This is a genomic window from Bdellovibrio sp. (assembly GCF_036384735.1).
GTDB lineage: Bacteria > Bdellovibrionota > Bdellovibrionia > Bdellovibrionales > Bdellovibrionaceae > Bdellovibrio.
The window spans coordinates 43,342-67,866 of the sequence record NZ_DASVLT010000045.1 but is presented as its reverse complement, the minus strand read 5'-3'; the positions used below and the strand labels follow the sequence as shown (position 1 = coordinate 67,866).

Annotated in this window: 13 protein-coding genes; 10 read left to right on the top strand and 3 right to left on the bottom strand. The window is 45.0% G+C overall.

Annotated elements, in window-relative coordinates; all coding sequences use genetic code 11:
• Positions 1-261 precede the first annotated feature (261 nt).
• The 4 genes from VF412_RS12820 (at position 262) to VF412_RS12805 (ending at position 5,875) form a co-directional block, all read left to right on the top strand.
• Positions 262-2,388, top strand: a complete 2,127-nt coding sequence (locus tag VF412_RS12820; RefSeq protein WP_331339649.1) for a HAMP domain-containing sensor histidine kinase — start codon at positions 262-264, stop codon at positions 2,386-2,388.
• A complete protein-coding gene (locus tag VF412_RS12815) occupies positions 2,388-3,773 on the top strand; it encodes a sigma-54 dependent transcriptional regulator (RefSeq protein WP_331339648.1) in 1,386 nt (461 codons plus the stop codon). Before VF412_RS12820 ends, VF412_RS12815 begins: the two co-directional genes overlap by 1 nt.
• Positions 3,774-4,012: 239 nt before the next feature.
• On the top strand, positions 4,013-4,792 hold the full coding sequence (locus tag VF412_RS12810; RefSeq protein ID WP_331339647.1) for a class I SAM-dependent methyltransferase: 780 nt from the start codon (positions 4,013-4,015) through the stop codon (positions 4,790-4,792).
• Positions 4,793-4,813: 21 nt separating this feature from the next.
• A complete protein-coding gene (locus tag VF412_RS12805) occupies positions 4,814-5,875 on the top strand; it encodes a lactonase family protein (protein ID WP_331339646.1) in 1,062 nt (353 codons plus the stop codon).
• Here the strand turns inward: VF412_RS12805 and VF412_RS12800 are convergent.
• Both VF412_RS12800 and VF412_RS12795 read right to left on the bottom strand, forming a co-directional pair.
• Complete coding sequence (locus VF412_RS12800) at positions 5,872-6,573, bottom strand: hypothetical protein (protein WP_331339645.1); 702 nt, start codon at positions 6,571-6,573, stop codon at positions 5,872-5,874. The two genes, VF412_RS12805 and VF412_RS12800, sit on opposite strands and share 4 nt — an antisense overlap.
• A gap of 2 nt (positions 6,574-6,575) precedes the next feature.
• Entirely contained in the window at positions 6,576-12,698 is a 6,123-nt protein-coding gene (locus VF412_RS12795) for a choice-of-anchor D domain-containing protein (RefSeq protein ID WP_331339644.1), read from the bottom strand.
• A 289-nt stretch (positions 12,699-12,987) separates the two neighbouring features.
• On the opposite strand from VF412_RS12795, the gene VF412_RS12790 reads away from it, so the two are divergent.
• The 6 genes from VF412_RS12790 to VF412_RS12765 all read left to right on the top strand — a co-directional run bounded on the left by VF412_RS12790 (position 12,988) and on the right by VF412_RS12765 (position 20,335).
• On the top strand, positions 12,988-13,575 hold the full coding sequence (locus VF412_RS12790) for a pentapeptide repeat-containing protein (RefSeq protein WP_331339643.1): 588 nt from the start codon (positions 12,988-12,990) through the stop codon (positions 13,573-13,575).
• Complete coding sequence (locus tag VF412_RS12785; protein WP_331339642.1) at positions 13,556-14,422, top strand: hypothetical protein; 867 nt, start codon at positions 13,556-13,558, stop codon at positions 14,420-14,422. Before VF412_RS12790 ends, VF412_RS12785 begins: the two co-directional genes overlap by 20 nt.
• Positions 14,423-14,458: 36 nt before the next feature.
• Positions 14,459-17,344, top strand: coding sequence for a hypothetical protein (locus VF412_RS12780; protein WP_331339641.1), 2,886 nt, complete (start codon positions 14,459-14,461; stop codon positions 17,342-17,344).
• Entirely contained in the window at positions 17,341-17,877 is a 537-nt protein-coding gene (locus VF412_RS12775) for a pentapeptide repeat-containing protein (RefSeq protein WP_331339640.1), read from the top strand. The genes VF412_RS12780 and VF412_RS12775 overlap by 4 nt, the downstream gene beginning before the upstream one ends.
• The gene (locus tag VF412_RS12770) at positions 17,865-19,061 is read left to right on the top strand and encodes a hypothetical protein (RefSeq protein WP_331339639.1); all 1,197 of its coding nucleotides are present in this window, start codon (positions 17,865-17,867) and stop codon (positions 19,059-19,061) included. Before VF412_RS12775 ends, VF412_RS12770 begins: the two co-directional genes overlap by 13 nt.
• 95 nt (positions 19,062-19,156) lie before the next feature.
• Positions 19,157-20,335, top strand: a complete 1,179-nt coding sequence (locus VF412_RS12765) for a PQQ-binding-like beta-propeller repeat protein (protein ID WP_331339638.1) — start codon at positions 19,157-19,159, stop codon at positions 20,333-20,335.
• Here the strand turns inward: VF412_RS12765 and VF412_RS12760 are convergent.
• On the bottom strand, positions 20,332-24,339 hold the full coding sequence (locus VF412_RS12760) for an Ig-like domain-containing protein (RefSeq protein ID WP_331339637.1): 4,008 nt from the start codon (positions 24,337-24,339) through the stop codon (positions 20,332-20,334). The genes VF412_RS12765 and VF412_RS12760 overlap by 4 nt on opposite strands.
• Positions 24,340-24,525: the final 186 nt, after the last annotated feature.

Genomic DNA, 24,525 nt, shown 5'->3' with positions numbered 1-24,525 from the left:
GCATCAAAGGCCAAAAAACCGATTCCTAACACAACCCCAACACAGCGGTGATTTTTCAAAAGAAGAATTGGCGAAAGAGAGGCCTTCGCTGTCGCAGGGGTGCCTCCAAAAGAGGCATTTCTCTTGTTATTCTTTATTGCTCCACACTCACCAAACATTTTTAAGAGATGGGGCTATTTGAAAGAAGGCCCTCGTCGGCATCCGCGATGCATCTAAAGGGCTTTGCATTGACATGAGGGGGCGGCTCTTTAGGATGAAGAGATGTCTTGGGCCAAGTCATTGAAATTTTCCCACAAAATCTTCATCGCCATTTTCGCAACGGCGCTGGTGACGATTTTGATCGTTTGTGGAGCTTTCTATGAAATGACAGCCTCTTATCGCCGCGAAGATTTCAAATCGTCCTACGAAGATCATATGCAGCTTTTAGGCACGGCTTTAATGCGTGTTGAGGAAACTCAAAGTCAATTGGCACAAAGTACGGCCCTCGCAGTTCAAGAAGCGTTAAAAAAAGGCCCTCTTTCGACTCAAGAGCTCAAACGTTTGGCCATCCGTCATGGAGTCGCTGAAATTTCGATTTTCAATAATCAAGGGCAAGAGATCGCTTCGTCAGAAGAGGTCTCCGAAAACATCTTTTCCCACTGTGATGAGGTTCGTGGCCTTTTGACGGGGGCTTTCAATATCAGTGAAACGCCGATGCTTCTGAATAATGACGGAACTATTTCCCGTCACACGATGGTGGCAACCTTGGATCATCGCCAAATCGTAGGTGTCAGCGTTGAATTTAAGGCTGTGACGCAATTACTGGGCGAAATGGCTCAACATGATGAAGACAACGAGTACGTTGAGTTGATTGGACCTACGAACACAAGCTTAGGTCAGCTGCATCGCAGGGATTTGCCCGATGACTCTCATTTGAAAGATAATTTCAATCGACCGGACGGGGGTTATTGGATTCATGATAAGCTTTTGGTGATCTCCTCTTTGCCTGCGAAGATGCAAAACTATTGCGGGGCGAGAAATGGTCAAGCCATTGAACCTCGCTATCGTTTGATTACTTCTATTTCTACAAAAACCTTCACGAGGGAAAAACAACGTCTTTTGACGGCGTTGCTTGTGATCGGTGTTTTGCTGATGGTCCTGGCGTTGATTTTAGCTCGGTACTTAACAAGACTGTTGCTTCGTAAGATTGAGTCGATTCGCACAGTCGTTCACGATATCACGAAAGATCAAAACTATTCTCGTCGCATCGATGTCGCGGACTCTGCTGATGAAATCGATGATCTAGCTCGTGGTTTTAATGGTATGTTTGAGGCCATGCAGGCTCATCAAAACCAAATGCTTGAAGCGGAACGTGATAAGGCTCGCTCGCAAATTGCGGCTCAGGTGGCTCATGATATCCGCAGCCCCTTGATGAGTATGGGAATGGCTGTAAATCAAATTCAAACGACTCAAGTGGATGCGCTGGCAATTCTTAGAAGCGCGATTCAAAGGGTTGCGGCTATCGCCCAAAAACTATCGGCCTCGGCGAATATTTCAAAACCATCTGAAAGCTCAAATGTTGAAGTTCCGAAATTGACATTGCTTGAGCCTTTGATCGTCAGTGTTCTGAATGAACACCGAATCAAAGATCGCGATCTGGCTTTAGAAGGCCTTTCTCTTTTTCCGCATATTTGGACCGTTGTTCAAGTGGGTGAGTTCCAAACAGCCCTTTCAAATATACTGAATAATGCCTTTGAAGCGGGAGCGACAAAGGTGCGCCTGGAATTGCGCACAGAAACAAAAAAATGCATCTTAAAGATTTCTGATAACGGCAAGGGCATGTCTTCAGAAATACAAGGGAAGATTTTTGAGCGCAGTTTTACTTTTGGCAAAGCGACTGGAACAGGGTTAGGTCTGTTCCAGGCAAAGTCCGCTGTTGAGTGGAGCGGGGGATCTATCGAAGTTCACTCTATAGAGTGGCAAGGGACTGAGTTTGTGATTCAGTTGCCAATGGAAAAAACTCCGTCATGGATTGCTCAGACTATTGAAGTTCCAGTGAATGGAGTCATGTTCTTTGTAGACGATGACGAAAATATTCTGCAAGCTTGGAAAGAAAGACCAGCGCCTGAGTCAGTGCGGAAGTTTTTCTTAACCAGCATCGCTGACCTGGAGAAAGCACAAGATCTTCAGCACTGGCCCGAGAATGCCGTTTTAGTGATTGACCAGAATCTTGCCGAAACAACCAAAGGCCTCGACGTGTTAGCCTCTTTGGCTATTGGAAAAAGGTCTTATTTGTGCACGACAGATTTTGATGAAAAGAAGATTCAAGATCAGGTAAAAAAATTAGGTGTGTGGCTCGTACCGAAACCTTGTATCGCTGCCATCGAAATTAAAGTGAGGGAGCAATAATGCGTATCCTAATCGTAGACGACGAAACACTTGTTCGTAAAACCATGCAGGCACAAATTCCTGCGCCACACACAGTGACTTTGGCGGATTCTTATGATGAGGCCATGGACATTTTAGATCGCCAGTTGGTGGATTTGGTTTTTACAGATCTTTCGCTGGATGATTCTCCAGATCGTTTAGGTGTGAAACTTATTAAAGAAATCACAAAAGCCTATCCTACGACAGTGGTCGTCGCTATGACCGGTCATGATGAATCTCATTTACTTGAAGAGTGTTTGAAATCAGGGGCTGCCGATTATTTGCTAAAGCCTTTTGACGAGAAGGCCCTGACCCAAGTTTTGCGTAAAGCTCCCGTCGTTCATCGCTTGCTTCGTAAGAATCAAACTTTGAAAGTGCAAGCGGGTTCGAAGTTTGTTCAACATCGGAACTTGTATACGAAATCTCCTGCCTATCAGGCTGTTCTTGAAACGGCGAAGAAGATTCGTGGTTCAGGACATTCTGTTTTGATTCGTGGCGAAAGTGGATCGGGAAAAGAAATCATGGCTCAGTATCTATGGAGTCTTGAAAACGACAGCTCACGCCCGTTCATAGCTGTGAACTGTGCGGCGATTCCAGCGCAATTGGCAGAGTCGGAATTGTTTGGCCATAAAAAGGGATCGTTCACAGGCGCGACGGAAGCCCGTGCCGGCAAATTTGAAAGTGCCGATGGCGGAGATTTATTCTTAGATGAACTTGCGACTCTCAGCCTTGATATTCAAACAAAACTTCTGCGTGTCTTAAGTACGGGCGATATTTTCCCGGTGGGACAAGATGTGGGCCGTAAGGTGAATTGCCGCATTATTGCGGCGACAAATGAAAATCTTGAAGAGATGATCCGTGAAAAGAAATTCCGTGAAGATTTGTTTTTTAGAATTAAGAATTTCACGATCACACTACCTCCTTTAAGAGATCGCAAAGAGGACATCCTTGATTTAGCGAATGAATTTATCCGTGCAAATAACTACCGGGAAAAAGCTCTTTCAAAGTCAGCGGAAAATTTGCTTCTGACGTATTCATGGCCAGGAAATATTCGTGAATTGAAATCAGCGATTGATGTGGCTTGTGTGCTCTCAGAGGGGACCGAAATTGAGGCATCGGATATAACTCCGCACTTGGTTCAGTCAGCTCCGGTTTACGATAAGGTTTTGAGTTCGCAAACGGTGGCAGAAATCGACGAAAGAGCTTTGGAAGGAAACTTCAATCATGTGGTGGCAGAGTTTGAAATGAAGTTGATCGACTTTGCTCTTAAGCAAAAAGGATCAGAGTCGGCCGCGGCCCGATATTTAGGGATTCCGCGCAGCACCTTAGGGGATTTGCGCCGACGTTTGCAAGGTCTTAAAAAATGATTCTCCTAAAAACCGCCTTCCCAGGCGGTTTTTTTATTTGTCGGTATTTCGGCAGTGGCGAGACCCCGGCAGATGACCCTGTCGGGAACCCGGCAGGCTATATCTCAAATCGAAAATAAGCGGCTCTTACAGCGAAAAATCATGGCATCTCCCGTGCTTTATGGAAAGTCATCTGGCTCGACATGAGGTCGAGCTTTGATGAAGCCACGGACGGCAAATTGCGAACACAGGAGATCGTTATGAAAGCACAACAACTACAACCACAAAAACAAAGCCTTACTGTTTACGAATCAAACCCAGAAAAAATCATCGCAACACCGAAAAATACATTGAGCAACATCATGTTGTTAGGAGGTTTGGGTAACAGAGATTGTGTCGAGTATCTTCCAGCAGTGGTGAATGAATTCTTTCCGCATCCGGAGGGGCTTCGCGCCTTAGACCTTGGCTCAGGCCACGGAGTTGCGGCTATGGCTCTTGCTGAAATGGGTTTTCAAGTTGCAGCTTTCGATATGTACAGAAGTTCGATCGTGATTGTTTCAAAACTAGCATTGAAAGAATCTTTGAATATCTCTTTCGGCATGGGCGGCGTTCAGCATGTTGAAAAGTTGAATCAAAAATTTGAATTGATTCACGACCACGATATTTTCACTTGCACGCCAAGCGACGAACAGCGCGCGGAGTTCTTGGCAGGGGTTAAAAAATCTCTGGCTCCTCAAGGAAAGTTTGTCTTGAAGACGTTGGCGATGAGTCCGAACTACAAACCGGAAGACAGCTTTGAGTCTTTGTACATGGATGAAAACTATGTGTTGTTCCGTCAAACTCCAATGTCAGATGCTCCAGGTGTTGTAGAGATTAACGGCAAGCATTGGACAGCACAAAAACGAATCCCTCACGCATCGGTGATTCGACAAGAGCTATACAATGCGGGCTTTCAGATTCTTCGTGAAGAATTGGAAATTCCAGCAGGCAATCATCCGGCGACATTCCGACTTGTTCTAACTAGCGCCTGGGGGCGCTAGTTTTTTCACCGAGAGGTGCTTATGAAAATCATCACGTCTTTCTTCTTAAGTCTTTGTCTCTTTCTTTCTGCATGCAGTTCATCTCATTCCGATGCAACGCCTGCGATTCAAGGTGCAAGGTATGCCTATGTTGTAAATATCGGCGAAACATCAATCACGCAGTATGCTTTAGGACCTGCTGGAACGATGACAGCGATTGGGACTCCGATTGCAACGGGGGCTTTTCCTCAGGGGATTGCCATGGATTTGATGCAAAAATATCTCTACGTCGCTAATATGGGGGAGGATACAATTTATCAGTATTCGATCAACGCCGATGGCACTCTCAGTACTTTGGGAAATCCAGTTGCAACCCAGATGGCTCCGCAGTCATTAATATTATCGCCTGATGGAAAATTTGTTTTTGTTACCGAAACCTCGAATTCTTCCATTTCAAAATATCAAATTACATCAACAGGCGAGTTGAGCCTGGTTTCCACTGTGACCTTGGCAGATTCTCCGGCTAATATGATTTTTTCCCCTTCGGGGCTTTATAGTTATGTCTTGAATTATGATAGCTCTATTTCGCAATACTCTTACGACAGTGCGGATGGGACAATGACTCCGTTAACGCCAGCAGTAGCCAGTGTTGCTTCTTGCCCGTCAGGACCGTTGGCTTCCTATAAATCAAATCAGGGCGGAGAGTATATTTATGCTCTCAGTTGCTCGACGGCACAGCTTGAAATTTTTTCGATTGGCAGTGATGGGACTTTGACATCGCGGCAGGTGGTCGCGACCGGGATAATGCCAACCCATATGCAGGTTTCTGGATCTTATATTTACGTCACAAATGCCGGTGATGGAACCATCTCGAAATTTGCGATCCAGTCCGATGGAACCTTACGACTCGCTCAGAATATTGCAGCGGGGGATTCACCTGAATCGTTAAGCATCGATACAAAGGGAAATCTAGCCTACGTTTTAGATTTTTCTTCGGATCAAATTCTACAATACTCGCTTGATTCCGTGGGGAATTTGCCGAGTGCCGCCAGCGCGGCCGCGAAGACCGACGCAAATCCTTCGCGAGTTCTTTTGAAGTATTAGAAAGCTGTGCGCAGAAGGAAATTAAGATAGATAATGGAAATGGCCTGGCTACTACTATTCAAGGCTGTGTTTTCATAGCCGAGTTCTGCGCCATAGGCCCAGTTTTTTTTATTTACTGAATATTGAATGGCAACTTTTCCATCGACTCCCAGAGGGTAATCTTTTGAGTAGCCGACGGCTGTTGATGGAATAGGGGCATTGGTATCTACGCTATTTACTTTTTGTTGAGTGTAAGACACACCTAGGGCGCCTCTAAAATCCCAGCCTTGCTTCCATTTGTAACGACCTTGAAGGCCACCCGTGTAAGATGTCAAAAGACTTTTTCTTGTTTCGGTATAGCCGGTGGCTGGGAAATAAACACTGTCTTTTTCGTCTGTCAAAAGCAACCCCAGATAAGGTCCCCACTTCCAACGACCGGACAAAAACATATCGCTGCTGATTTCAAGCTGCTTACTTGGTGCTTGCAGAGCAGAGCTCAGTGGATATCCGGCACCTAATTCGAAACTCCAAATGTCGTGTTTCTTTTTCTTCTTAGGGGCAGATTTTTTTGTCATGGGATTTGTCACTGGAGCAGGAGAAGACGCCGATGCTGCTTGCTCTTGCGCCGTCTTACTCACAATAACGTCCTCCGCCTTCGCGAAAAGTCCCGCAAAGAAAAGAGTGAAGGCTGTTAAAAGAGACAGGACATTCAACTTCATTCTTAGAGCTCCGGTATTAATCCGATATTGGCGACACCCATGCGTTGGGATGTAGCCGTGTAAGGAATAACCATGATTTTGCTTGTGGTATTTAAATAAGAACGCCGTGCATAGACATGTGCAGGGTAGCTCGAAGTTGCTTGGGTAAAGTATGGGCTTGAGCAAGTTGGTGTCGTCGCTGATGCAGAACACGAAAGAAGCGCATAGCGAGGAGACGTAAAGGCACTGCCATAATCACCTGTCACAGTATAAGAAATCCAAAGTCGTGCTGTGGGACCTGTGCCAGAGATTGATATGTTAGGGAAGAGACCAAAGCCCGTCGAATCGCTGCTTTGAGCTGCGATTTGTGTTGAGCAAGAGAACGATGTGGCCGTGCTTAAATCACAAGTAGAAAGTTTTAAGATCTTGAAAATATTTTCTCCGGACTGATGGGCTATATAGAATTTGGTTCCGTCCAAAACGATAGATGGATAGACTCCGGGTTCAAAAGTATCTGACCCGATCGTTGTGCTGGTTGAATCGATAGTTGTATTCCCACTGCATGTAAGGTTATTAGAACCATCGACAGAACAAGCTACGCCCATGAGGGCTCGAGTCGATGATTTTGAGAACGATGCAAAGACCAATTGAGTTCCATTAAAGGCGATGGCTGTATAAGCTGCATCGGAATCTGCCAAACTCGAGTTTTCGGACGCCTTACAAGAGTTCACATCAATCCCTGTAGAAGGATCTGTTCCCGTTGTGTCAATCGTGCAAACGGTAATGATATACCCGTGATGCGTCTGATTGCCTATAGCAATTTGACTTCCACTAATGGCCATTGAGGAATAAAGACCAAGCCCGCTTTCATTAATGTTTGCTGAGGTATGAGGCTTTAATACAGCGCAATCGGCCAGCGTCAGCACTTGGCTGGCCGTACTTGGTTTCATGCACACTAGAACTGCCGAATCTCCATAATTTGTAGAGCTAGAGTCATTTTCCTGATCCTGTAGTGCTACAAAGATTTTATTACCAGACTGGACAATTCGTGGACCTGAACCGTCAGTTGTTCCAGCCAGATACGATCTGGTGCCATCATAGATCTCATTTGCATGGCAGACATTCGTTCCGCCTTCAGTTGTTGTGTCGCAAACTGTAATAGCAGGCATAGAGATAGAAGTACTTGTATCAACATAGCGTGAAGCCATGTAGTAGAAAGTCCCATCGAATGTAATATCAGGTTCAAGTCCGAATTTTACATCGGCAGCGGCTGGATTTTCGCTGTAACTCGCGGCTTTCAAAGCCACAGCGCTATTCATAGTCTGTTGAGTCGAGCTGACACCAAGATTCACAGCAAAGGCGCCTATGGTAGAAGACGGAGTGAATGTCACTGCGAATGTACAACTGGCCTGTCCAGCCAGTGACGTGCCACAAGAATTGCTAGTTAAACTGAATAGAGAAGTGTAAGCACCTGTCAACGACCCAACGTTCAAAGATGTCGCTGTTTGATCTCCATTGTTTGTTAATGTTACTGTCACAGAGGTGGCCGACGTATTGATCTTCGTTGGACCAAATGGAAGGGCTGTCGAGCTTGCAGCTAAACTCACGCCACGAATCGAGTGTGCAATCAAGCTGGTCACACCGACTGTCAAAGTATTCCCGCTGAGCTTGCTGATAGCTGTGACGGAAACCGAATAAGTGGAGGTCTCATTGTTCGTCGTCGGAGCATAGTCAACATCAAATGTGCAGGTACCAAGAGCTGATAACGTCGAGCCCGTGCATGTGTCATTCACAACGGTCATCGTATTGTTTGTACCACTTTGGTTTGTTAGCGTAATCGCGAACGTATCTATGTCACCCGCGCCACTCGCCGTACTCTGCACAGTGAAAGTGACACTGCGATGAGTAGGACTTAAATTGATGATATTGTTCGCGTCATCTGTAGGACCTGTAATGTCAGTGCTCGGAATTGTTGTCACATAAGTGCTTTGTGCACGATTGTCCTTCAGTGCAAGGCCCGCAACAGGAACTGTTTGCCCGTTGAATGTCACAGTCTTTGTAGTGGTGTGATCATTCAAAGTCTCTGTCAGAGTTAAAGTTTGATTGTAAGTGCCAGTGGAATTATTGGCAAAACTTTGGCCATTGATTACGCAAGTACCACCCGCGGGGATTGTTGCACAAGAACCTGAATCCACAGCGAACGGAGGATTCGTCAATCCGGTGAATGTGAGATGAGTGGTGCGATTTCCATTGTTCGTGATAGTGATGGCTTGCGACTCTTTCATTCCTGAATAGCCAAGCTCCACAGGACCAAAGCTCAAAGATGTTGCTGAAAGGGCCAAAGTCATTTGGGTCGCAGTGCCTGTCAAAGTAATTTGTGTTTTATAGGGATTAGGTAAAGCAGCGCCAGCACTTAAGATAATTGTTTTGCTTCCGGTGGAAGTCGGTGCAAATTTCACATCCACTGTACAACTTCCTGAGGAAGGGAGATGTGAAGAAGCAGTACAAGTTCCTCCCGTGATCGCGAAAGAAGTGTCAGATCCCACTAATGCCAAAGATGTTAAATCAATAGCATAGGCCTTAGGATTTGTCAGAGTGAACGTCTGAGAAATTCCGGACTGATTGATATCCTCCTCACCGAAGATATTTGTACCGGTCCAAACCATTTTAGGAATTTCTTTGGCGTCAGCGGAAAGTGCGATTTCCGTGTGCCCACCAACGGCGCAGTCCACAGCGACTTTTTTCCCTGTAATGGTGATACCGGAACTTTGTGATGGCAAAGTGACCTTAAGGTTGCAGGTCGTACCTTTGGTAATTGCAGAGGCACAAGTGGAGGATCCATCCAAAGTAAATGGACTGTCCACAGTGTAGTTACATCCGGTTGCATCATCTAATGAAGATGGATTTGTGATGACAATAGCAGGGGATGTAATCGCTGCACCTAAATCAACGTCTCCGAAGTCATAAACAGAGCTAACAGAATTGGTGATGATTTCGGAAGATCCTGCATAAGAAATTGTTTTGCTAATGGCGCCAGCGGTCATCGTGAACTGGCCGGTCGTTGATGCCACCACAGCCGGATCGTAATTCAATTTCACTGTGCAATTTGCCGATGTTGCCAAAGAATTTCCGTTACAGCTGTCATTGCTCAGGGTCCAAGGGACGCCCTGGCTCAAGCTTCCCGTTGAAAGGCTTGCGGAGGTGCCGTTTACGGCAGCATTTGTAAATGTAATGACTTGTTCCGTGTGTGACCCCACCAAGTGTCCAAGGAAGCTGACGGATGAAGGCGAAGGTGTCAGACGTGAATTTGGATCAATGGCGTTTCCGACAAGAGATTGAGTCAATGTTGCAAAATTATTTCCTGAAGCAGAAAGTGTTGCGGACCTTGCACCAGTCACTGTTGGTGTCCAAGTTACATTCACATTGCAGCTTGATCCCGCCGTTAAAACGGTTGGGCAGTTATTCGCAGTGATTTGGAATTCCGGAATATTCGTCAGCGAAGCTAAAAGGGCTTGAGCGCTGTTATCAAGAGGCGCACCGGTATGAGTCAAGGTCAAAGTGGTAGTTTGTGTCTGACCAATATCGACATAGCTAAAATCTGAAGTGCCAGACCAAGTCAATGTCGGTGGTTTTTGTACATAAGCTTGCAAAGCAATTCGCGATCTTCCACCCACGGAACAAGTATAATCAAGATTTTCAGCGTATTGAGCAGAGCTGCTTTGTGCGGGCAATTTGACTTGCGCAGAACAAGATGAGGATTTCGGCAATGTGTCTACACAAGTGCTATTGATAACGGTAAAGCTTCCTGAGGCTGAAAGCGCACATCCAGAGGCGTCGTCCACATCCGAAGGATTCGTGAAGACGAAAGTCTTCGATGAAACATCGACCCCTGTCAGGATCGTCCCCATATCATAAGAACTGACTGAAGATTGAATTGTTTTAGCTTCACTCGCAAAGTTAATTGTTGGAACAACCACTGAGCTGTCAGATGAGGAAATATTCAGGGAGCCGCTAAAACTTCCGGCTTGCTCGGATCCAGCTGTTGCCAAAGGATTAAAGCGTAACTTCGCCTTACATTGCGAGCCATGAGGCAGAGTGCCGCCAGCGAGATTAGCACAGTCGCTGCTTCCTGCTGAAACGACACTCCATCCAGTTACGGGAGTATTCAAAGCGACACTAAGATCAGCAACATCTTGTGTGCTGTCAAAGTCAGCCAAAATAAATTCAATATCTTGAGTGATTCCCACAAGGCGATTGCTTAAGGCGGCACGGGCAGGGGGAACCGTCACGAGGCGAAGGTCAGCTTTCGATTCTCCGCTTAAAGTGATGCTGACAGTTCCACCAGAAGAGCACGTGTATTGAAAACTTGCCTGACGAAGGCCTACTGAAGTTTTAGGGAAGAAGCGCGGTTTAATTTCGCAGGTTTCTCCAGAAGCCAGAGACGTTTTTGAATTACATTCAGAATCAACATCAATGGAAAAGCCCTGTACTGCCAAAGAGGTCGTCACTAGTTGACATCCTGAAACTGTCGTATTGGTAGGATTGCTGATTAAAATGCTCGAGCCCGGTCGATCTGTTCCTGGGACGACGGCACCGAAGTCATAGCTTGAAGGCGTTGCTTGCAGTTGTAAACCTTCGCCGACAAGAGCGACATTTGAGTCCATTGTAGCTTCTGTAGATGACGCTATTAAGGAAGCAGATTGAGTACCTGCAAAACTCGCATTGAATTTTACATCAACTTGACAGGACGTTCCCGCAGGCAAAGTCGTACCGCAAGTCGATGAAGACTGAATCGCGAACGAGGACCCCGTGATGTTGCTTAGATGGACTGCGAAATGAGTTAAGTCCGTTGAATCCGTATTCGTGAAGACAACAGATTGAATGGAAGAGGTTCCGACTAAGCTTGAAGGCCAGCTCAATTGGTTAGAACTGGTGATAAGTTTCGAAGAAACTTTACGACCATGAAGATTGAAAGTGTAATCACCGCCGCGAGTGTCGCAGGAAATTTTCAATTGTGCCTGGCTTTCAGAAGCGCTTGCGGGTGGAGTCCATTGAACATTTAGGTTGCAAGTTGTTCCTCCAGCAACCGAACTTGTACAAGAGGCACCCGGAGTCACTGAATATTGAGAGGCGTTAGTCCCGGTGATTGCGTTAAATGAACAACTTGATGCATTTGTCGTAGCATTCGTGGGCAAAGTCACACTCAGTGTTTTTACTTGAGGTGTCGTATCGACGCTTGTACCAAAATCCACATTTGCATTCGAGGATTGCCAACCCCACGAAGTTCCTTGAAAGCTATAAGTGCGCGAAGCTCCGTTCGTAGATGAAACAACCAGATCGCATCTTTGCAGTCCCAACGTTGTTGGCTTGTAAGTCATAGTCAGTTCACAAGAGCCGCCGGCGCCAGCGAGATCTGTAACACTGCCGCATGGGTTTGTTGCACCATCGGATAATGTACAAGCAGAGCCCGGCTTTAATGCATACGAAATTCCAGGAAGAATCAGTGGAGTTCCCGCTGAATCTTGGCCGTGATTTTCTAGGTTAAAATGGAATATTACGGGTGAACCAGCCGACGCATTATAAACCGTCGTGTCAGGGAGCTTTAATTTCAACGGATCAATGTAAAAGTCCGCAAGCAATGCGTTCGCATCAAATCCCGAATTAATGACGAAGTCGTCACCTAAAAATGTCTTAAATTTCAAAATTAAAGTCTGTGCTGCTGGCGGTGGATCATTTGGTTTATAATAGAAGGCAATCGAGCAGCTTTGACTGTAGAGGATTGTAGAGTTTGTGCAATCCTTTGCGGATTTGGCGATGCCATCGGTGAAAGATGAATCGCCTGGTGTAATAGTTTTGCTTGAAAAACTTAAAGGACTTAGTTTTGGATTTGTGACAATGAACTCAATTAGCCACTGCTCACCGTAACGAACGGTTTTAATTTTAAGGGAACCAAGATTGCCGTTGTTATCAACAGAGGCTGCAGCAGAAGTAGAATCACCACTTTGGAATGCAACGATTGTTGAGGCAGATGTGCAGTTGGCATTGCCGTTAACACAAGAAGGGGAACTAAAATCGTTTTGCTGGGAGCAACCCACAATCAAACCGAAAATCATCATGATGATGTACGTTCCAGAAAATGCCTTCATTGTTCGACGGGTCCTCACCAAAAAAGTTCCTGTGGCCTATCTAAGTGTCATAGTATTTATCGGTGTTTTAAGCCGCCTCCTTTAGAGACGTGTTGGTGTAATTGATGAATTTCACTAATGAAAAGTCTCTTAGCGAAGGTCCTGAAGGTTGTTGCGATCTCAACAAGAGACCTCGTTGCAGGATGAGATCCTACGGAGAATGAAGCACGATGTTTAGTTCGATAATCACATGATTTTCTTCACAAAATGAGTCACTCATGATGAAGTAAAGAAATCGCAAAGGATGTGTATGATTCTGCTGCTGACTTTTGGAATATTCATGCAAGTTCAGGCCGCAAGAACAGCTTATTGCCCGAAACTTACTGTTCCAAGAGCTCTATCGAACAACATGCAGTGTTCTGATTTCGTGGCTCAAAAGCACATTCAAGTACAATTGCCCAAGGCGAATTTCCGGGGAAGTGATCTCACTCACAGCGATTGGCATCAAAGCCAATTTCATCAGGCGATTTTTTCTTATACAGTGATGGATCGTATGTCGGCACAAAAGATAGACTTCACGGAATCGTTGCTGATGGCCGCGAAAGGGCACGCTGCTCACTTCGACTATTCTGATTTTTCTAAAGCAAATTTGAGTGAAAGCAATTTCCAGGGGAGTCGTTTTGCTGGTGCGAAGTTTGTTCAGTCTAACTTACAAAAGGCAGACCTTCGTTATTCGGATCTTCGTTTCGCAAATTTCACGAATGCGGATTTGCGTGGCGCGAACCTGGAAAAAACAATTTGGCAAGGGGCGATATTTTCAGGTGCTTTGATTGATGGAAATACCAAACTTCCATTTGACCAAGAAAGGAGCAAAGACTTTGGGATTGTTCGCAAATAGAAAATCCATTTTGGCTTTTGCTCTGATTTTGAGTCTGGCGGGATTGGCTCTGTGGGGGCCGTGGCAGCCATTGAAAAGGTCTGAAGCTTCCTGCGATTTTTTGATTTGGGGCCGATTTAAAAATCAGGAAATTAAGCTTGAGCAAGAACTTTGGGAAGAGCCAGAACTTAAATGCTCCGCAGAGCATGTCGAAGAAATCGCTAAGAAACATTGTGATGCTTTTAGAGATGATTCTGAATTTTTAGGTGTAAGCGCTTATCTGCAGGTGCGTAAGCCAAAGCAAGCGGAGTATGAAAACGTTTTAAGCCGTGCGAATGTCTGTGTAAATGAGACATCTCAAACACCTCAACATGGCAAATCTCTTTCAGCTCAGAGAGGGCAAAGGGCCTGGCAAAAAATTTTCTTTACGGATTTTGAAAGTAAGTCCGAGCCCCACGGAGATATTGAAGAGAGGAACTTCAATATCTCTGACTATTCATTGAGTCCTCAGGGGAAAGTTGTAAATGGCCCCATTCGGGTTTCTATTTTTAATACAGGCTGGATTTACTTAGAAAATGCGGAAAAGAAAATCTCTCGCTGGGTGTATGTTCCAGATGTGCAATGGAACCAAAAGGCGGAAGCTCTGATTGATGGTGACCGCGTGGTGATTTTCACGCGCTTCGGACAATTCTATGCATTCGATTCTAACTTTTCACTCGCAAGAATGATCGTTTCACATACCAAGGTCTGTGGAGACAGCAAGTTTTCGGGGGATTTGCTGACGACATGTCTGACAGACACCCATGGGGATAAAGACTATTCTTTGCAATATGATCTCCGCTCGGGGGACCTGATTCAAATCAGATAATTGCCGACGGGTAAACATAAAAGGTAATATTTGAAAATGCAGAAGAGACTTTCGTGGATTTTCAGTATCGGTTCCTTCTTATTAGGCCTTGGCGTTTTGATTTATATTTTTGGGAAAAAAGATTTCGCTTTTACGCAGAATACTTTTTACCACATTCAAATGGCGCGCTCTTATGCTCACGGTATCACGAATTTTGCGACGACCGGAATTTTAAAGCACAGTATCTTTGAGCAAGTCTTTATCGATCAGCATATTTTCTACAACCTGTTCCTGATTCCATTTTTAATATTCTTTCCAGGATTCATCGCAACGAAAATTGCGATGGCCTTTTTATTAGCTATCGTAACATTTCTTTTACAAAGAGTTCTTCGCAAAGTCCTGCCGGATTTTGAAGCGATGGTATGGTCTGTGGTTTTCCTTTTTGTGAACGGCAATGCGATGTTAAGAATTTTCTGGGAGCGGCCGGCTCCGATTAATTTCATCGCATTGCTTGTGATTATTTTACTCAGTCAGAAAAATATACGCTCTTGGTGGTGGCTTCTGATTGGCTATGCTTTCTCGATGGTGAGTTTTGAAACAGCATTCATCGTGGCATCGTTTGGATGTTTTTTCCTCTTCGACTTCAAAAAGACAAGATGGGACAGTATTGCATTCTTAATTGGTGGCGTGGCTCTGTCTTTTGTACTTGCTCCTTTTCCACTTCAAAAGATCCGCTATTTCGCTGAACTTTTGCATTATAATCTTTTTGTCGAAAGAAATGTTCGTGAGTGGCAAAGTATGAAAGAGCCCACGGGCACCATGGGCTTGTCACTGGCGTTCCTAATGGCAGCTTCTTTGTGGACCTGGTTTAAAGGAAAATCCTCGGATGCAGTTCTTAGCTTCCGCAATCGCTTGGTGCTTATCAGTTTTGGGCTTTTAATTATTAGCGTTGAAGTCACTCGCTTTGCATACCTATTCTGTCTATTCGCTTTCATACTTGTCTTCTGGGTTTTGTCAGAGGCCTTGAACTCTGTTTCTCGTGAAAGACATCGCTCTTGGTTAAGAAAAGGTTTTCTTATTGTCTTTGTGGTTTTTGCAGGTGCGACCGCCGTCAATATGAAAAGAAACTTCAAAGGGGACAGCGGTACTGCCAGAAATCTTACAAAATTTGCGGCATGGTACAATGCTAGCGATCTTCGAGGCCAGCCGATTTTATTAATGTCTTGGGAATATTGGAGTCCCCTTTTCTACTACGATAGAACAACGAAAGCAGAGCCCGGCTTTTCGATGTTTATCTATGACGAAAAAGATTCTAATCGCGCAAGAAATTTAGCGCATTTCTGGTCCGAGCCCGAAAACTTTACTTGGCCGGAAACTAAGAAGCTCTTTGATTCGTTCGACACGGATTATCTGCTTATCGAAAAATCTCACGGCTCTTATAATACGATAAAGCAATCTTTAGGGTTCCTTCAAAAGATTTATGAAGATGAACACTTTGAGCTTTTGAAATTAACTCCGCCTTTAAGCTCAACTCGTCAAGAAGACACCCAGAATTGCCAGAGAATCGCGCAGGGAGGCATTTCTCTGAATGAATATCGGTTTTTTCTGAATCTTGGGGAAATGGAAAAGCCTGTTTCGCTGAAAAAAGCGCCGACAGCGATCAGTTTTGGTGTTCTGGAGAGGGCGGCCGAACAGAATGTCGCTGCCAGTCTTCATCCTTATCTCCGAGGTGAGTATCGGTATCTTGATAGGGTGAAAAACATTTTCGTCAGTCCAGAAGAAGTAGGAAGAAGTGGTAAGCACTATAACCAATATGAGCTATATCATGTGTACCAGTGCAACCGCGTTGGTCATGAAATTATCTCGAGCCGAGTAGGTCTTAATCCAGAGCGCCCTTTGAAGGCGGCTATGGCGGACGGGGTTCAAGATAGCTTAGACTTTCTAAGTCGTTTGATTGAAGAGAATAAAGAATTGCCTTACATGTTTGAGGAAAAACGAATCTCGACAGATTGGTCAAGTTCTACATTTATTCGCATAAATCTTGGAGTGTGGGCTCTTTGTGAACAACGGCAGTTATTTAAAAGCAATTTTCCTCGCTATCAAAAATATTCTAATTCCTGCCATTTAGCCTTGGATAGTGCCTACAGAAAAATGAACGCGTCTACGGATCATCAACTTGGTGAGTGGGCGACTTTGGCTCTATCGTACGTAAGCTTGCGACAGAATCATGACTGGAGCGAAGAGCGCGAACGGCAGTTAAAGCTTATTCACCAAACGATGTTGTCATACTATGATCCAAAGACAGGCGTACTTCATACGGATTTAAATAATTCAGGTCGGGAAGACTCATCGGATTTATTCAGTTATGGAGAGGCCCTTGTTTATTTTATTACGACTTCTGAAGACCATAAGTTGCCATTGGAAAATCTTGTCGAAGCCTATTGGAATTCGTATCAGAAGAGTCAGAATGTCTTTTATATTCGATGGCTTTCGACAGTTTTAGCCGAGATGTTCAAAAAGACCGGCAATGAAGTTTATGCGACACGCTTCACAGAGCTTTTTAATCGAGCAGCGAATGAGCTGATATCTTGGTCGGAAGATCGTCCTGATCTGAAAGGCTGTCCCTATGGAGAGATGAAGGGGGCTGCAATGATCAGTATTCCTCATCACATGGCCGGATTATTTCTTGAGGGATTTGTCGATGGTCTTCATCTTAAGAGGTCAGACGGAATTGAGGTTTTGAATCATGAAAAGATTCAAGGCATGTTTTCCTGTGTAGTTCGTTTACAGCGAGAAGCCTGGAGTTTGCCATTTTCGAGAAATAAGTCATCGTCTTTAGGCGGGATTCCGCTTAATTATCTCAATAATGAACTCAAAGCCGACCTTCAAGGACACGTTACAATGGCTATGGGTAAATATCTTCAGCGGGATTCTTCGCGATGAAATACGTCTTTATTCTAGTACTGCTGCTGGCCGCCTCTGCGCCTGCGGTAAATAAGGGAACTGAGTGGACTGGCGTTGAAACGGATTTCTCGAATCGCTTCATTTCACATATGGAGATCGAGAGTATACACTGTCAAAGTTGTATTCTTCGCAATGTTCAGGCTGAATTTGCAAAGTTCAAATATGGCTTTTGCAAAAGCTGCAATTTTTCTGACCTCCGTGGTACCGGCCTGCAAATGCGTTCGATCAATATCGAGAACGGCATTTTCCAACGCGCTAACTTGAGGTCGTCGGATCTATCAGCAGTTCGCGCTTACCAATCCGATTTTTCAGAGGCGAATTTAAGTATGGCATCTCTTTGGTCTGCCGACCTTCGCTATTCAAAATTCATAAAAACCGATTTGCGAGGGGCAAATTTAGAGAACGCTTTACTGAAGGGGAGTGATCTGCACGGCGCTCTTTTTGATGCGCATACAAGACTTCCTTTTTCTAAAGAGGAAGCCCTAAGGCGAGGTATGCAGTGGCAGCCCTAAGATATTTACGTTATCAAATTGATGAGATCAGTAAGGATGTATCTCTGGTTCTTTACGGGGCATTTTTGTGTCTCACTCATGTTCTGACCTTCATGTTTTGGAATAATCGCGCAGTCATTAATTTGCTAGCTGGTGCTGGTCGAATAGAGAGTTGTTGGCCTATTTTCCCCAACTGTGCCGCAGTGAAATTGCCATCCAGTATGGCTGCTTCCGCCATGCTGTGGATATATCTTGTCATTGCTATTATTGGCATTTTGCTTTTTATTTTTAGAAAAGTATCAGCGGGATATTTGATTTTACTGAGTCTGACCTTATTTAAGTTATTAGTTGTTTTGAAAAGTTATACCTTCATGGGTAATTATCATTACATGGCCCTGTGGGTGAGTGTGGCCTATCTCTTTATACCAGATAAAGTGAAAACGTTATTTTATCTGATCATTTCATTCTATATGGGGGCGGGGCTCATCAAATTCAACTATGAATGGCTGTCGGGCGCTTCGTTGTTGAAGCCTGCGATCTGGAGTGGTTGGCTTCTTGGTCTGTCGCTTCTTTATGTTGTTCTTTTTGAAATGTGCTTCTGTTGGGGGCTTGTCGTAAAAAGGCGTTGGATTTTTTGGCTGACACTTGTGCAGGTTTTTGCATTTCATGCATTCTCTTGGCACATAGTAGGATTTTATTATCCTTGCATTATGACTTGTGTGACTTCGATTTATTGGTTGAAGGCCCTACAGAAAGATTATTGGGATGATGACTATTTCTTGCTGAGTCTCCCAAAGATACGTGCAGCTTTTATTTTTTTAATTGTGTTCTGGATATGTCAGATCGTTCCTAAAGTCATGCGAGCAAATCCGGCAGTGGATGGTATTATGCGAATTCCATCATTAAATATGCTCGACGCTCGCACAGAGTGCCAAATTAATTTATTTGAAGAGATTGATGATAGAACTCGTATGGACGGCTTTCATTTTAATCGTTCGAATGCAGTTCGTACAAAGTGTGATCCGCTAGTTTATCTTTCCCAGGTTTATTATTCCTGCAAAAGGGATCCAGACCAGAAACTGCATTTATCGTTGATGTCTCGCCTAAGTACAGACGATCGCTTTTCAAAAGTTCTGGAAATTCACGATGCCTGTCATAAGAAATACAATCTCTTATGGGCCGAGATTTTTGAGGTGGCCCCGTGATTAATAAATCCCAGTTAAAATATTTTCTTGCCGTGTTTTTTATTTATGCATGTATAGTTTTGATTTCGGCTCTTCGCCAGAATCCGAGGCTAGAAGTGATCAATTTGAATAATCGCCAACAACCGACGATGATGCCATGGACTTTGCCAGTGCGCTTTGCGTTGGATAAGGATCATTCTACTGCACCGACATTTGAGTATCGCGGCGAGAATCGACAAGGCATCGTGATGTCTTCAGTATCAATATCAAAACTTACCGAACAGTGGAGGATTGCTCCGCTTAACATTGGCGTGCATGTTGCGACGAAATCAGTGCCTGCGGTGGATGAAAGTGGAATTTATGTGGGCTCTGACTCGGGATGGTTTTTTAAGTTCGATGAACAAGGACAGAAGCAATGGTCCTATTTCGCAAGCACTAGCAATAAAGGTTTTCACGCAACAGCAGCTTTGGATCAAAAATTTGTCTATGTAGCGGCCTATAATGGAATTTTATATTGTCTAAGAAAAAATGACGGCGCTCTGGTTTGGACTCACCAAGTGGCGGATTATATCGGTTCTTCTGTTTTGTTACGGGATAACTTCATTTACGTCGGTGCGGAAACAGAATCTAATGGCTTTGTTGCAAAACTCGACGCTTCGACGGGAGAATTAATGTGGCGAACGGCCTTTACCGGTGCTCCAGTTCATTCTTCGCCGATGGTGGACGATCGGTCGGGAACGGTGATTGTCGGGAATATCTCAGGAAGAATTCAAGGGTTCGATATAAAGACAGGAAAAGAAAAGTGGGAATTTGCTGCTCAGGGTGCTGTGAAGACAACGCCGTCTTTTTCTAGCAACATCGCTTATATCGGCTCTCATGATGGAAACGTTTATGCATTAGAAGCGGCAAGCGGGAAACTTTTTTGGAAAATGAAATTCGCTGACAAAGTTTTCACTAGCATTAGCATTGATGATGGTTTGAACCTTGGGATTGTGACAGTTGATAAAAAAATCATAGCGTTTGATCTCAAAAACGGTGAAACAAAGTGGTTTCAATCCGGTGGCGAGGGGATGAATGTCTCGAGCTCTTTGATTGTTAAAACTCCTAAGGGAGATTTAGTTCTCGCCGCCTGCAAAGAGAGCTCGTTGTGTGCTTACGATATTAAAAAAGGCAAAGAGCTTTTCTCAGTCCCAATGAAGGGTGTTTTAAGCTCTATGCCTTCTATTTTTAATGACTTTTTATATGTCAGTTTGGATGAACAAAGTGGCCTTGTGAAATATAAAATCATTCCCTAGCTAGACCCACCATCGTCACCACCACCGTCCGTCGAGTCGCCACCGCAGTCAAGTGTACAAAGTTGACTTGTAGTTGGAGATCCAGCACAGCTTGAATTTGAACATTGCTCTGATGAAGCCGGAGCAGCACCACAGTTGGTGTTCGAGCAAGTTTCGCTAGTTGCAGGTTTGCCGCCACCACAGTACGCATCCGCCGCTGTTGCGCCGTCACTGCGCTGACAGATCACGCCTCTGTATTCAGTACCATAGTTGGTCGGACATGTGACACTGCGATTTTCGGTGCCGTAGTTTGTAGGGCATGATGCCGAACGATATTGTGTTTGGTTGACGCCACAAGGACAATCAGACCAAGCACCATAACTCCATGATGGAGCAGGGGCAGTACATCCATACCAGCCACCAATTTGCCATGACGGAGCCGGGGCAGTACATCCATACCAGCCGGTTGTAATGACCCATGCATAAGTATAATCAATGCGTGACGGAGAAGACGTTGTATAGACACTTGTCAGACCCGCATTGTTTGTAACTGTGTAGCGGAAGTTATAGCAGTTGCCTTGTGCGCCGGTGAAAGTGTACGACGTTGCTGCCGCAGTTAATCCACCCAAGGCACCTGACCAACCGGACCAATTATTTTGACATACACCATCGACATTTGTAGCTGATTGAACCTGCAGCATATAGTTACCGTCAGCGGCGCTCATGCCAGATTCTGGGTCAGATCCTTTATTTAGAGTTAACACAATAGGTGTGGTTGTCTGATTAATTGTTGGATTTGTGATCGAACCGCTCACTGGAGCTGTTGTATCGAATTTCAAAATCAGTGGCGGTTGATTGTAAGCACCGATATTTCCCCACTCATCCACCGAGCGACCTTGGAATTTGTAGGCATGACCTTGTTGACCTGTGAATGATTGAGTTCCGCATCCATTACCTGTACGAGTCAATGGAGTCCACGGCCCCCAAGTGTTCAGAACTCCATTTGATAAAGTTGTTTCTTGAACCTGCATCGAGCAGCCCGCCACAGACGAGTAGTCGTCAATTGCCGTAATTGAAAGTCCTGTCGTCAAAGTGTTCAGGTATCCATTTGAATACGTCACAGTCGATGTGGGGCCGGTGATATCCAGGATCACAGAGTGATTATAATCCGAAGTTGTGTTGTGTAGTGAGTCGCGGAACGCCATATAGACCGTGTGAGGTCCAGAGACATTCGTTAGCATATAATTCATCGAAGAAATACAGTCAATCCATGCAGACGGGTGAGCCGCTTCGCCTGTGGCAGACTGAACTCCACCGGAAATATCTGTTGGGCAAATCACGTTGAGATAAATATTAGGATCACCCACGACGTTATTGCCATTGTTCACAATATTGAAACCACCGCCCACAGGCGCTGTCGCATCCAAACGGATCGTTTTAGTGACGATAGCTGAAATGTTGTCGAAGCGATCCTTGAACTTCATATAGATTGTTTTAATTCCGTCTCCCGCTGACAAGGTATAAGACATCGTTGCGGCCGCAGGAACCCAAGACGAATTATCAGAAGCATCAGAACTCGCAAGCATATAAATCGGAGGGGACGCATCCGTTGGCAATGTCACATTCAGAGTTACTAGGGCGCTAGATGTTCCCGTAGCACCGCCATTGATATTGAAATCTCCTCCTTGAGGAGCATCGAATTCCATGCACTGGTTGCTTGACCATGTATAACCAACATTGCAGGTTACGTTTTGACAGCTCGAGAAATCATTGAAACCAGGACCCACCCAAGTTTGGCTACCGCCACCAAAATCAACTGAGCAAGAACGAGTCTTATTTAGAAAGGTCATTGTCAGTGGAGCGATATTGTTAAACGGTTCTGCAAGGCTTACGGTTGCAGAACCCACGGTGTCAGAACTGATATTACAATACGAGAAGCCACTGGAGTCTGATGGCGTACAATTGGACGTGAAAGTGCCGGTGCCGTTGACTGACAATTTTGGAATTACACCCACCATAGCTGTTGTTGCCGTACTTTTTAGTGTCACTGTCAGTTTTGCAAAAGCACCGGGAGCATTTGCGTAGCTAGTCAGCGAGCCCGAAGAAGTCTCTGTCATTGACGAGAATGTATTAATGAAGCGAACGACATAGCGACTTGCCATCGGTGGATCGTCGATCTCGAGGACTTTATCACCCCAAGTATCTGATTTGATCGTACAATCTGTGCCACCAAGAACTCCTGTGGCAGGACAGGTCACGACGACTTGCCCTGTGCCAGTGGCCTTTATAGTCGGAGTGAATCCAATACGCGGTAGCATTTGCGCGGTATAGATGGACATAGAAAGGACAGCTGTATCAGTAAAGTCTGCGTTTGCTGTGGCCTTAGTCAAAGACGCTGTCGAGTTGCTATCGCTAAACACGATATCAGTATTTTCTTGGCTGCCGGCAGGCGAAGTCACGGACAGATGATAGTCACCAGATTCATCGGCAGTGATATAGCAAGTCGAATTGCCGCTATTGTCGGAGGGCGTGCAAGTATAAGTTGCGTTGCCCGGGCCTGTAATACTTAAGGTCGGTGTTGTATCGGTGATAATGTTTCCGTCACCGTCTTTGGTAACAATGGTAATGACGTTTTGGTCACCGTTGCCAGCATCGGCCCGATTCGTATCAATAGTGATATCTGATTCACTGAAGTTTACAGTCACAGGATTTGTAACGGCCGGATTTGTGAAGGTTACTGTTTTGTCGCCAGGCTGTGTGGATGTAATCGAACAAGTCGATACCCCATTTGTATCGGACGCAGTACACGTCATTGTATTCGCACCAGAGCCAGTGACTGTTCCTTGCGGAACTTCGCCAGAAATTGGATTTCCATTGTCATCTCTGACAGTCACAGACACAACCTGTGTGCTAGTACCATTTGCTGGAACGTCTGTCGTTGTAGGTGTGACGACCGTCGCATTAGAATATTTGTCACCAAAATTCACGTTCACAGTTTCGTCAATTCCCGAAGGGGAGGTTACAGAAACTGTTTTTGTACCCTCTTCAGAAGAAGTGATTGTACAAGTTGATACACCTGACGCATTACTTGGAGCACAGACATAACTTGTATTAGATGGCGGAGAAATACTTAAAACAGGCGTCACACCTGTTTGTGGTGTGCCGTCAGGATTCGCTGGCAATTGAACGGCCACAGTCGCCTTAGCTCCAGCATTTGTAACAGTGCTGGCATCACCACCATTGTCATCAACATGGGCGTTGGGATTTGTGGGAGTTAAAGAAGATGGATCGAAGCTCACGACAACGGGGGAAGAGATCAATGGATTTGTGAAATTCACATTTACATCGCCAGGCGATGTATTGGTCACGTAACATTTAGAAACACCATTGTTATCGGCGGGAGTACAAGTGATTTGAGGATTTCCAGGGCCACTTACAGTCACTGTTGGAACAGCGCCAGGACTGATATTTCCTGATGGATCACGAACGGTGACATCAATCTCTGTCGCATCTTGACCGTTGGCGTATCCAGTTCCAGTTTCAACGGTGACGGAATTATTGCCGTCGTAGAAACTTACAGCTAAGCTCGACTTCACGTTCGCGTTGCTCAGACCTACAAGATACTTTCCTGTTTTTTGGGAACTCAACATACAATAAGTGATGCCGCTTGCATTCGTTGTTCCGCAAGTAGAAGTAATTTGAGTGCTTCCTGTCACTTTCAGTTCGGGATGGAATCCAGCTTTGGGTGCGGGCTTAACGTCGTAAACGGTTACTTTGATGTAAACGTCTTTTACCACATGACCACTTTGGTTTGTGGATTTGGAAACTTTAAGATTTTTGTCTAAAGAGGAGATCTGAACAGGATCCGTTTCCAACTCGAGTTTCGTCAAGTTATAGCTAACATCTGTATTAATATCCCCGACGAGGCTAGATATCGTGCATGAGGATAATGCGATCGCGAGCGTTGCAAGCAACGCCCGAAGCAAAATGCTAAGGCTGTTTTTGATACCAATACGTCCTGACATGATCAACCTCACAATGCTTATCGGTCCGATATCCTTGCAACAAAAGAGCATTGGCCCGTTTCCATCCCTGTTTGGAACAAAACGTTCGCATAAATCAGTGAGTATCGTGATGAGGCGAATATTTCCAGATGGTAATGAGTTGCACTTTTCTCCTATCATTACTGTATTCATAGAGTCATACCGATA

What these genes read in the sequence shown, in the direction of transcription:
- VF412_RS12820 (WP_331339649.1), top strand. Translation starts at nt 262, where the DNA reads ATGTCTTGGGCCAAGTCATTGAAATTTTCCCACAAAATCTTCATCGCC.
- VF412_RS12815 (WP_331339648.1), top strand. Translation starts at nt 2,388, where the DNA reads ATGCGTATCCTAATCGTAGACGACGAAACACTTGTTCGTAAAACCATG.
- VF412_RS12810 (WP_331339647.1), top strand. Translation starts at nt 4,013, where the DNA reads ATGAAAGCACAACAACTACAACCACAAAAACAAAGCCTTACTGTTTAC.
- VF412_RS12805 (WP_331339646.1), top strand. Translation starts at nt 4,814, where the DNA reads ATGAAAATCATCACGTCTTTCTTCTTAAGTCTTTGTCTCTTTCTTTCT.
- VF412_RS12800 (WP_331339645.1), bottom strand. Translation starts at nt 6,573, where the DNA reads ATGAAGTTGAATGTCCTGTCTCTTTTAACAGCCTTCACTCTTTTCTTT.
- VF412_RS12795 (WP_331339644.1), bottom strand. Translation starts at nt 12,698, where the DNA reads ATGAAGGCATTTTCTGGAACGTACATCATCATGATGATTTTCGGTTTG.
- VF412_RS12790 (WP_331339643.1), top strand. Translation starts at nt 12,988, where the DNA reads ATGATTCTGCTGCTGACTTTTGGAATATTCATGCAAGTTCAGGCCGCA.
- VF412_RS12780 (WP_331339641.1), top strand. Translation starts at nt 14,459, where the DNA reads ATGCAGAAGAGACTTTCGTGGATTTTCAGTATCGGTTCCTTCTTATTA.
- VF412_RS12775 (WP_331339640.1), top strand. Translation starts at nt 17,341, where the DNA reads ATGAAATACGTCTTTATTCTAGTACTGCTGCTGGCCGCCTCTGCGCCT.
- VF412_RS12760 (WP_331339637.1), bottom strand. Translation starts at nt 24,339, where the DNA reads ATGTCAGGACGTATTGGTATCAAAAACAGCCTTAGCATTTTGCTTCGG.